The organism is Promicromonospora kroppenstedtii DSM 19349 (assembly GCF_000515355.1).
GTDB lineage: Bacteria > Actinomycetota > Actinomycetes > Actinomycetales > Cellulomonadaceae > Promicromonospora > Promicromonospora kroppenstedtii.
Genome location: NZ_KI911640.1, coordinates 2,664 through 12,705, shown reverse-complemented (window position 1 = coordinate 12,705; position 10,042 = coordinate 2,664). Strand labels below are relative to the sequence as shown.

Sequence of the window (10,042 nt, the reverse complement as noted above, 5' to 3'; positions counted from 1 at the left end):
GCAGGCCGTGCACGCGGACGACGTCGCCGACGCGTACCGGCGCGTGGTGGTGCAGCGGGCGCGGGGTGCGTTCAACGTCGCCGCCGACGACGTCCTCGACGGCCGGGACCTCACGCGGATCGTCGACCACGGCCGCCTGATCGAGGTGTCGCCGGCCGTGGTGCGCGGCGCGCTCGCCGCCGCCCATGCCGCGCACCTGGTCTGCGCCGACGCCGGCTGGCTCGACATGGCGATGTCCGTCCCCGTGCTGGACACGACGCGGGTACGGGCGGAGCTGGGCTGGGCACCACGTCGTACCGCCCAGGAGGCGATCGAGGACCTGCTCGCCGGGATGGCGGTGGGCCAGGGCATGGGCTCCGCACCCCTCCACCCCGCCGGCTCGCGGCCCGCGGGCGGCTCCGTGGTGCCGCTGCGCCGCAGCGCGCCGCTGCGGGTGCCGGACTCCATGGACCACTACCTGTTCGGCCTCTACCTCCTGGACCACTTCAGTGCCGCCACGGCGGGCCTGGAGCGGATGGAACGGATGTCCCGTGGCTACGCGGACACCCCGTTCCACGCCGAGCTGGCCGAGGTGACCGAGCAGCTGCGCGGCGAACGCGAGCTGTACCGGGACCTGCTGGACGCCCTCGGTATGCCGCGCCGCCGGTACCGGCAGGCGGCCGCGTGGCTGGGCGAGAAGGTAGGCCGCCTCAAGCTCAACGGCCGGGTCACGCACCGCTCGCCGCTGACGCCCGTCGTCGAGGCGGAGCTCATGCGGTCGGCCGTGCTGGCCAAGATCGGCGGCTGGCAGACGCTCCGGGAGCACGCCGCCGACGTCGGCCTGGACGCCGCGCAGCTCGACGACCTCCTTGACCAGGCCCAGCGGCAGGTCGAGCTGTTCGACCGGTTCCACGCCTGGGCCTGTGAGCGGGCGTTCCGGGTCTACGCGCCGGGCCCGTAGCCGTTGGGCCTCCTCAGCCACGGTCCCGGCGCGTGGCGCCCTGGCTCGCCTCGTCCCGGCGCGCTGCGCGGCGCAGCTCGCGCCCGCGCTCGACCTCCTGGAGGTGCTTGGCCTCCCGCTTCTCGCTGGCCCGGGCGTCCTTGGGCGGGAGCTGCAGGGTCTCCTCGGCGGCGATCCCGCCCTGCAGCTCCCGGCCGCGCTCCAGCTCGGCGTCCAGCTCGGCGCCGAACAGCAGCGCGAGGTTGGTGATCCACAGCCAGAGGAGGAACACGATGATCCCGGCCAGCGACCCGTAGGTGGCGTCGTAGCTGGAGAAGGTAGCGACGTAGAAGCCGAACGCGGCGGACGCGAGCACCCACGAGAAGATCGCGACGAACGCGCCGACGCTGATCCAGCGCATGCGGGGCTGGCGGACGTTGGGCGTGACCCGGTACAGGATCGCGACCAGCACGATGACCAGCGCGAGGACCACGGGCCACTTGGCGATGTTCCAGACCGTGACGGCCGTGTCGCCCAGGCCGACGGCGTCGCCCACGGCGCGGGCCAGCGAGCCGCTCAGCACGAGCGCGGCCACGACGAGCGCCGCGATCACCACCGCGACGAGCGTGACCAGCAGCATCACCGGGCGGAGCTTCCACACGGGCCGGCCCTCGTCGATCCCGTAGATCCGGTTCATCGCGCGGCCGAACGCCCCGATGTACCCGGACGCCGACCACAGGGCCAGGACCACACCGACGACGAGGGTCAGCCCGGCCCGGCCGCCGCCCGACGCGGCGTTCTGGACGAGCGGTTCGACGATCGCCAGCGCGTCGGGCGGCACCACTCCGTCGACCGTGTCGAGCACCCGCTCGACCGCCTGCCCGCCGTCCCCCACCAGTCCGAGCACGGAGACCAGCGCGAGCAGCGCCGGCGCCGCGGCCAGCACCGCGTAGTAGGTCAGCGCGGCGGCGAGGTCCAGGCACTCGTCCCGCGTGAACTGGCGCACGGTGTTGCGTGCGACGTACTTCCACGTCACCCGGCGCAGGTCCGGCGGGGAGTCGGGCTTGCGCCCGTCGTCCGGTGCCGGAGTGCCGGACCGCGCCGACGAGTCGTCGATGTCAGTCATGCCAGCCCCCTCATCGGCCAGTGGTCAGTCGGTGCGGCGGTCGGTCCGCCACGCGTGCTCGTCCCGTGCCAGGTCGTCCCGTGCCAGGTCTTCCCATGCCAGGTCCTCCGGCGCGACCGCGTCCGGCACGCCTTCGTCCGGGGCGACCTCGTCCGGCGCGGTCTCGTCCGGCGCGGTCTCGTCCCCCGAGTGCCGCACCCGGTCCTTGACCCGGGCGACCCCCGCGCGCACGCGCTCCGCCTGACGCCGGGCGACCTGACCGGGGCTCACCTTGTCGCGGAGCGCGTCGACGTTCCTGCTCAGCTCGTCGCGCGTCCGCTCGATCTCCTCGCGGATCTCCTCGGGATCGCCGGCGCTCATGAGTTCTTCTCCTGTCCGTGTACGGCATCGGTTCCGTGCGAGCCGTCAGCTCCGTGCAGCCCGTCGTGCCCGTGCAACGCGTCGGGAATCTTCCGCACCGACTCGGTCGTCCGCGGCAGGCCCTCGACGGCCCGCAGCTCGGCGCGGCCGCGCAGCGCGAGCACCCCGGCGATCACCGCCCAGACGGCCGCGACGAGCAGCGCGGACCAGCCGCCGCCCACCAGCGTGCCGAGGGCCCACCACAGGGCCAGGGACAGGAACACCAGGACCATGTGGCCCGCGACGCCCGCGCCGCCGAACATGCCGACACCCTTCCCGGCACGCTTGGCGGAATCCGCCACCTCCGCCTTGGCGAGCGCGACCTCCTGCCGCATCAGCGTCGAGACGTCGCGGCTGATCTCGCCGACCAGGCTGCCCACGCTCTGGTCCGCCTGCCTGGGGTTGGTCTGCCTGGGGTCCGTCTGCCTGTGATCGGTCTGGCTGTGGTCCAAATGGCTCGTGCCGGGATGGCTCATGCTCGGACTCCCGTTCTCGCTCGGCTTCTGGCTTGACCGCTGGCGTGACAAGGCGTGCAGAACTGGCCGCTTCATGACCACTCATCAACCTAGGCCCGCGACATCGACTCGCAACCCGGCCGCCCCGCGACCCGCGCCCCGTTGCCGGACCAGAATTACGGAATGCGCCGGAAAAGCGCGGGGATACGCAGCGCAAAAGCGATCTCGAATCCCGGCCTCACCAGCGACTTTGACGTCCGTACTGTCGGAATCGCCCGAACTGGGGTATTGTATTTGGCTTGGAGTCATGAAGCGGCTCCAGATCCATCTGGATCTGGGAGGTTCATGTGCCTTTGACCGAGAAGCCGCGAACGACAGCAGCGAGCGATGCCGGTGGCCCCTCCGCCCTCCCCCACCAGTTCTCGGCGGCGGACCTCGTGCGCACGCTAGGACTCGGCACCAACCTGGTGGTCGGCACCTACCGCGTCGGGGTCACGTCGGGAACGTGGTGGTGGTCCGACGAGGTGTACGCGATGCACGGCTGGAAGCGGGACGAGGTGGAACCCGGCCTCGACGCGCTGCGCTCGCGCAAGCACCCCGACGACCGCGGCCGCGTGGTCCGCGCCGCCGGCGAGGCCCTGCGGCTGGGCCGCCCCTTCGCCTGCGCGCACCGCATCGTGTCGCGCAACGGCCGCACCCGCTCCGTCGTCGTCACGGGTGAGGGCACGCACAGCGCGCTCGACCACTCCCCCGAGCTGGTCGGCTACGTCGTCGACGTGACGCCCGTCCAGAAGGAGGCCCTGGACCGGCTCGCCGACGGCGCCGTCCACCGTGCGTTCGTCAGCCAGGCCGCCATCGAACAGGTCAAGGGCATCATCGTCGCGGTGCGCGGCGTCGACGAGGAAGCGGCCGCCGAGATGCTGACCGAGGTCGCGCAGAAGGTGGACGTGCCGCTCCGCCTGGCGGCCGAACAGGTCATGGCGGCGCTCCGTGCCGACGACGAGAAGACCGGCGTCACGCAGGCCGCGCTGCGGCGTGCGCTCGACGTGGTCCACTCGGTGGGTCGGCCCCGCGGGCACGACGCCCTGCTGACCCGGCGGCCACGTCGGACCGGGACGACCGACACGCGACGCCTGGACAACTGAGCCGCCGGGACAACTGAGCCTCGACCGCTGAGCCTCGACTGCTGAGCCTCGACGCTCTGCCTCAACCGCGCGGCGCAGGCACCGCGAACACGGGCCTCCCCGGCGCCAGCTCGGCCGTGTAGGCGGCCAGGTAGGTGTCGAGCCAGGTGGCGCGCCCGCCCTCGGTGGGCGCGTCGCCGGCCGGGTCGTCCAGCGACAGGTCCAGCCGGGCGTCCCTGACCGTGATGACCTGGCCGGACGGCGTGTCGACCCAGGAGCCGGTCTGGACAGAACCGATCTCGACCGCGAGCCGGTGGCCCTCGGCCAGGGTCCAGTCCGTCGACTCGAGGTCGATCGAGAGCCTGCCGTCGGTGACCGTCGCGGCCTGCTCGGCGAACGGCACGGCCGTGCCGTCGGGCGCCACGTCGTGCAGCTCGACCAGCACGTTGCCGGTGCCCCGGGCGTTCAGCGCGACCTTCGGGGTACCCACGACGCGGGTGTCCTGCCGCACCGGGGCCGACCAGGCGAAGAAGCTCGCCTCGGCCGGGTCGCCTCCCTCCTCGGTGCCTCCCTCGTCCGTGTAGGAGCCGTTGCCGAGGCGCACCTTCGCGGTCCGGTCGACCACGGGCCAGGTGTCCTCGCCGCGCCAGGCACCCGTGCTGTCCTGGATCGCGAACGCCGGGTACTCCGTCGTCGGCTCGACGCCCTTGAGGTGCTCGTCGTAGAAGGCACCGACCTCCTCGAACCAGCCCTCGCGCCCCATCTTCAGGGGGCCGTCCGGGTTGGTGTCGTTGCCGCGCACGTGGTCCCACGGCCCCAGCCAGCCGCGCTGCGGCCCCTCGTGGTTGGTGAGGTACTCCGCCATGCCCTCGGGCCGGGTGTTCCACTCGAGGAAGCCCTGGGTCACGAACAGCGGGGTGTCCGTGCCGGCGGCGTGCGCGGCGAGGTCCCGGTCCTTCCAGTACCCGGTGCCGGGGTTCGCGATGAGGCTGTTCGCGGTGTTGGCCGCCACGCACTCGGGGTGCGTCTCCTCGTACCTCGAGTTCTTCAGGTAGCGCTCGTCGTCGTCCGGCAGCTGCGGCAGCGTCGCGATCGTGTTGTACGTGTTCGGGGCGATGATGCCCTCCTGACGCGGAATCCCGTTCGACCGGATCCGGTCGTACATGTCCCAGATGGGCTCCTGGGCGACGACGGCCTTGAGCGCGTCCTGGTCCAGGTTGTTGCCGATCAGGCCCGTGACGGCGTCGTACGACTTGCCGTACATGCCCACCGAGCCGGTCGACCACGACTGGTCGGCGGCCCAGTCGATCGCGGCGGCGACGTCGGCCTGCTCGCCGGGTCCCGCGAAGTCGATGCAGCCGGTCGAGCCCCCGTAGCCGCGGGTGTCGACCAGGACCAGCGCGTAGCCGCGGTCGAACAGGTCGAGGCCCTCGACCAGGTCGCCGAACCGGTCCGAGGGGCCGGTGTGCGGGTGCTCCTCGTCGAAGATCTCGCCCGAGTGCCCGAAGTACGAGCCAGCCGACAGGATCACCGGCACCTGCGCGCCCTTCCCCAGCCCTTCCGGCAGCAGGACGTCGGCGTGCAGCTCGACGTCCGACCCGTCCGAGGACGGGAAGTAGTGCTGGGTCCAGGCGGCACCCTCCGGGACGCGGTGGTTCTCCTCGTGCGTGACGGGATCGTCGGCGGTGGCGACGGCGGCCGTGCTCCCGCCCTGCCCCCTGTCCGATGTCGCCGTCGCGACCGGGACCGCGATCGCGCCCGTCAGGGCGACGGCGGCGAGTGCTGAGACGGTCGTGACCGTGGCGCGTGTTCTCACGTGCTTCTCCAGGTTCTCGGGTGCGGAGTTCTTGGTGCGGCTAGATCACATCCCGGATTTCACCCGCCCGACAGTGCGGAGGCGTCATCGGCCCGGCATGACATTCGTCGTGGCCGGTCGTGACGCTGTGTCACTGGTGGGCGCGCGGCCGGGGACGAATACTGGACCCGACCCGACCCGACCCGCCCTGTCCGAACTGAGCCGCCCGAACCGACCTGCCGTCCGAGCCGATCTGGAGTGCCGATGGACCCCGAGTGGTGAGGACCCGGCGGACCGCGCTGTCCGAGCACAACGAGGCCTCCCAGGGCCGGCTGCGCCGGCTCAACCTCGTGCTGCAGGTCCCGCCGATCGCCCTCGCGGGCGTGGTGCTGGTACTGATCGACCATCAGACCTGGTGGGGCACGACCGCCCTGGTCGTAGGCGCGCTGGCGGCGATCGTCGCGATGGAGCGGTGGACGGCGGACGACCTCGCGCGGGTCGCCCTCCCCTGCCTGGCCGTCAGCGCGGCCGTGTGGCTGTTCGGGGCGCTGGTGGCCGGCAGCAGTACGGCGTTCTACGGCATCGGCGTCGTGGGCTCCCTCGTGGTGCCCCAGCTGCCGCGGCACCGGATCGCCGCGGGGCTCGGGCTGCTGGCCTTCATCGCGGCCGCGGGCGCGAGCCGCCTGCTGGTGTCGCAGGCCGACGTCGTGGGCGACCTGGTCGCCTACGTGCTGATACCGACAGGCACCTTCGTCGTGGCCACGCCGCTGCTGTACGGCAACCAGAGGTACCTCGACCTCATGAAGGAGACGCGCGAGCGTGAGGCGGAGCTGGCCGTCGCCCAGGAGCGCATCCGGTTCGCCGGCGACCTGCACGACATCCAGGGCCACACGCTGCACGTCGTGAAGCTGAAGACGGTGCTGGCGCAGAAGCTGGTGCACCGCGACCCGGAGCGGGCCCAGGAGGAGCTGCGCGAGATCCACGCCCTGGTGGCCGACACCATCTCGCAGACCAAGGACCTGGCGCACGCGCAGCGGCGGCTCAACCTGTCGGTCGAGCTGGAGAACGCGAAGAACCTGTTCGAGGCCGCGGGCATCGCCGTCCGCGTGGACCGCCCGGCCGAGGCCGACCCGCGCACCGCCGAGCTGCTCGGCCAGGTGCTGCGCGAGACGACGACGAACATCCTGCGGCACGCCCAGGCGACCTGGGTACGCATCACCCTCACCGGGACGGGCATCGACATCGTCAACGACGGCGCTCGGCCCGGTCCGGCGCCCGAGCTCAGCGGGCTGTCCGCCCTGCGGCAGCGCGTCGCCGAGGACGGCGGCGAGCTGACCGTGGAGCAGCACGCGGGGCGGTTCCGGACGACGGCGTCGTACGGGAGCGGGGCCGGGAGCGCGGCCGCTGAGACAATCACTGGTGGGACGACGGCTCCGTCCGCCACAGTTCTGGAGGGCAGCAGATGACCACGGTGGTACTGGCCGACGACGAGGCGCTGCTCCGCAAGGCGCTCGCCGCGCTGCTGCCCCTGGAGGGCGACATCACGGTGCTCGCCGAGGCGGAGGACGGCGCGGCCGCCGTCGAGGCCACGCTGGAGCACCGGCCCGACGTCCTGGTCATCGACCTGGAGATGCCCGGGGTGGACGGGCTGGCCGCCGTCGGCGAGATCCGGGCCGCGCAACCGGACCAGGTGATCCTCATGCTCACCCGGCACGCCCGGCCAGGGGTGCTGCGCAAGGCGCTGCGGCTCGGCGTGCAGGGCTTCGTCAGCAAGTCCGCGGAGCCGGCCCACATCACGACGGTCATCACGGCACTCCACGAGGGCAAGCGGTGGATCGACCCGGACGTCTCGGCGCTCGCCGTCATCGACGACTGCCCACTGACCGAGCGTGAGATGGACGTCCTGCGGGTGACCAGCAAGGGCTACTCCGTGGCCGAGATCGCGGCCCAGCTCCACCTCGCGGAGGGCACGGTGCGCAACTACCTCTCCAACGCGATGCAGAAGACGCAGACCCGCACGCGGCACGAGGCGGCGCGGTACGCGCGGGAGCACGACTGGCTGTAGGGCGGCCTGGGACGACGGCGGATCCGCGATCGCCTCCCGGCGGGCGGGACCGCGCCGATCGTCTCGTCGAGCGGTTCGATCGAGCCGGTGTCGGTGGCAGCAATGCCGACGCCGACCACGCAGCCTGGGCGGGCCTTTGCACCACCTGGAGGGAGTGACGGTGACGGTGGACAGGGGCCGGTTCGCAGGGGTGAAAACGCGATAGCGGGTGGGGTGAGGTGGAGGCTCGAACGACCGGGCTTCGTGGCGCTCGACCCTGTCGGGTCCGGATTCGTCAGGTCTAGCCCTGCCTTGCACGAAGCGGAGGCGTTACCGGGTCCTGCCCAGGAAATGCCCGAGGCACGGTCGACAGTGAGGGGCCGCCCTGACAGCCCCTCACTGCTGAGTTCCAGTAGTTGTCCACAGGACGAGCGGCCGGGTTCCGCTATTGGCAGAGCGGGCCGGTTCGACGAGCGATGCGTACACGTGTGCGATATGTTGATGGCATGACACGAACCGGTGGGGTACCAGAACGAGCAGGCGAGCAGCCTGCTCGATCGGTGCTGCCCGGGAACGGGCCGGGACTGCCTGCCGGGTCCGTGCTGCCCGGCCGTGCTGGGGCGTCCGGCGCGGCCGTGTCTGGCGGTGTCGTCGACGTGGCAGGTGTGCGGGCGGTGCGGCGGGCCCTGGCAGAGATGATCCTGCCCGGTGCCACTGACACTCCCGCCAGTGTGCCTGCGGCAGTGCAGGCCCAGTGGGTCGACCTGCTCGGTGAGTTGGAAGCCGTGAAGAACGCGATCACCGCCACGCAGGCCCGACTCACGGTCGCCCTGGACGAGGCAATGCGTGCTGATGAGGCTCGGCAGAGTATCCGGGCCGAGCGGCGTGGGCGCGGTGTCCCGAACCAGGTCGGCGCCGCGCTACGGGTCAGCCCGCACGCGGGGGCCGGATTCGTGTCCACCTCCCGGGTCTGGATCACCCAGATGCCCCACACCTTCACCGCCCTGCAGACCGGGGTCCTGTCCCAATGGCGGGCCACCCTCCTGGTGCGGGAGACGTCCCACCTGTCCGTGGAGCACCGGGCCCTGATCGATGAGGAGATCTGCGGACCCACCCACCTGACCGAACTCGCCCGCATGAGCACCCGACGGCTGATCGCCCGGATCAAGGAACTCGCCGCCCGGCTGGATGTGCACGCGTGCGTGAACCGCAACGCCAAGGCCGTGACGGAACGCCGGGTCTCGATCCGTCCGGCCCCGGACCTGATGGTCTACCTGACCGCGCTGGTGCCGATGGCGCAGGGTGTGCAGGCCTACGCCCAGCTCAAGACAACCGCCGATGCCGCGAAGGCGTCCGGGGACGGGCGTGGGGTGGGTCAGATCATGGCCGACACCCTCATCGAACACGCCACCGGACGCGAACCCGGTCACGCGGCGGATGTGCCGGTCACGATCAACCTCCTGGTCTCGGACGACACCCTCCTGGCCGCAGGCAACCAGCCCGCTGTGGTGGTCGAGGGTGCCCCAGCCGGTGCGGGCGTTGTCCCGGCCCCGGTGGCCCGCAACCTCGCCGCGCACGCGATCGAGACCGACACGGCCTGGTTGCGGTCGATCTACGTCAACCCGCACGGGCGGCTGCTGGCCACGACCTCGACGTCCCGGTTCCACCCCCAGGGACTCGCCAGCCTCCTGCGGGCCCGAGAACAGGGCATCTGTGCCACTGTCTGGTGTGACGCGCCGGTCCGGCACACCGACCACGTCACCCCGCACGCCGAGGGCGGCCCGACCAGCCTCGACAACGGTCAGGGCTTGTGTGCCCGGTGTAATCACGCGAAGCAGTCCCCCGGCTGGTCCCAGAAGGCCACCCACCTGGACGGCCGTCATGCGGTTGAGACGGTCACGCCGACGGGCCACGCGTATGTCTCGGTCGCGCCCACACCACCAGCCCCGGCCAGGACCCGGGCCACGACACTGGGCCGGGGCACGACACCCGTGCGTGACGCGTTCGCCGTTCCTGCCGCGCCCTCGGTACGTGCCACCGCCTCGGCCTCTGAGGCGGAATCGATCGTGAGCTCGACCGGGCTCGGCAACGCGTCTGTCGGCGGGCCCGCACCCGTCGCAGATTCCGAAACGCCCACCGGCGCGCCAGCAACCGCTGTGTCGGGTCCCGCCCTCGACCCG

At 71.9% G+C, this 10,042-nt stretch carries 9 protein-coding genes; 5 read left to right on the top strand and 4 right to left on the bottom strand.

The features are described from left to right. Window positions 1-940: epimerase (locus PROKR_RS07540; RefSeq protein ID WP_036961464.1), on the top strand; the 940-nt coding region annotated here is incomplete at its 5' end. A 13-nt stretch (window positions 941-953) separates the two neighbouring features. On the opposite strand, the gene PROKR_RS07535 is transcribed toward PROKR_RS07540, so the two are convergent. The 3 genes from PROKR_RS07535 to PROKR_RS07525 are packed head-to-tail and all read right to left on the bottom strand — an operon-like array spanning window position 954 to window position 2,920. Continuing rightward, the gene (locus PROKR_RS07535) at window positions 954-2,045 is read right to left on the bottom strand and encodes a YihY/virulence factor BrkB family protein (RefSeq protein ID WP_036961463.1); all 1,092 of its coding nucleotides are present in this window, start codon (window positions 2,043-2,045) and stop codon (window positions 954-956) included. Window positions 2,046-2,069: 24 nt separating this feature from the next. Further along, entirely contained in the window at window positions 2,070-2,405 is a 336-nt protein-coding gene (locus tag PROKR_RS37290; RefSeq protein ID WP_051432766.1) for a DUF3618 domain-containing protein, read from the bottom strand. Beyond that, window positions 2,402-2,920 carry a phage holin family protein gene (locus tag PROKR_RS07525; protein ID WP_036961461.1) on the bottom strand — a complete coding sequence of 173 codons (519 nt, stop codon included), beginning with the start codon at window positions 2,918-2,920 and terminating at the stop codon, window positions 2,402-2,404. Before PROKR_RS07525 ends, PROKR_RS37290 begins: the two co-directional genes overlap by 4 nt. A 326-nt stretch (window positions 2,921-3,246) precedes the next feature. On the opposite strand from PROKR_RS07525, the gene PROKR_RS07520 reads away from it, so the two are divergent. Further along, on the top strand, window positions 3,247-4,044 hold the full coding sequence (locus tag PROKR_RS07520; RefSeq protein WP_245605739.1) for a PAS and ANTAR domain-containing protein: 798 nt from the start codon (window positions 3,247-3,249) through the stop codon (window positions 4,042-4,044). A gap of 61 nt (window positions 4,045-4,105) precedes the next feature. Here PROKR_RS07520 and PROKR_RS07515 read toward each other — a convergent pair whose 3' ends face one another. Continuing rightward, on the bottom strand, window positions 4,106-5,839 hold the full coding sequence (locus tag PROKR_RS07515; RefSeq protein ID WP_036961458.1) for a CocE/NonD family hydrolase: 1,734 nt from the start codon (window positions 5,837-5,839) through the stop codon (window positions 4,106-4,108). Window positions 5,840-6,096: 257 nt separating this feature from the next. On the opposite strand from PROKR_RS07515, the gene PROKR_RS07510 reads away from it, so the two are divergent. From PROKR_RS07510 to PROKR_RS07500, 3 genes are all read left to right on the top strand, one after another. After that, window positions 6,097-7,284, top strand: coding sequence for a sensor histidine kinase (locus tag PROKR_RS07510; RefSeq protein ID WP_245605738.1), 1,188 nt, complete (start codon window positions 6,097-6,099; stop codon window positions 7,282-7,284). Next, window positions 7,281-7,883, top strand: coding sequence for a response regulator transcription factor (locus PROKR_RS07505; protein ID WP_036961453.1), 603 nt, complete (start codon window positions 7,281-7,283; stop codon window positions 7,881-7,883). The genes PROKR_RS07510 and PROKR_RS07505 overlap by 4 nt, the downstream gene beginning before the upstream one ends. Before the next feature lie 674 nt (window positions 7,884-8,557). Continuing rightward, the coding region (locus PROKR_RS07500) for an HNH endonuclease (protein ID WP_084800308.1) at window positions 8,558-10,042 on the top strand (1,485 nt) is incomplete at its 3' end.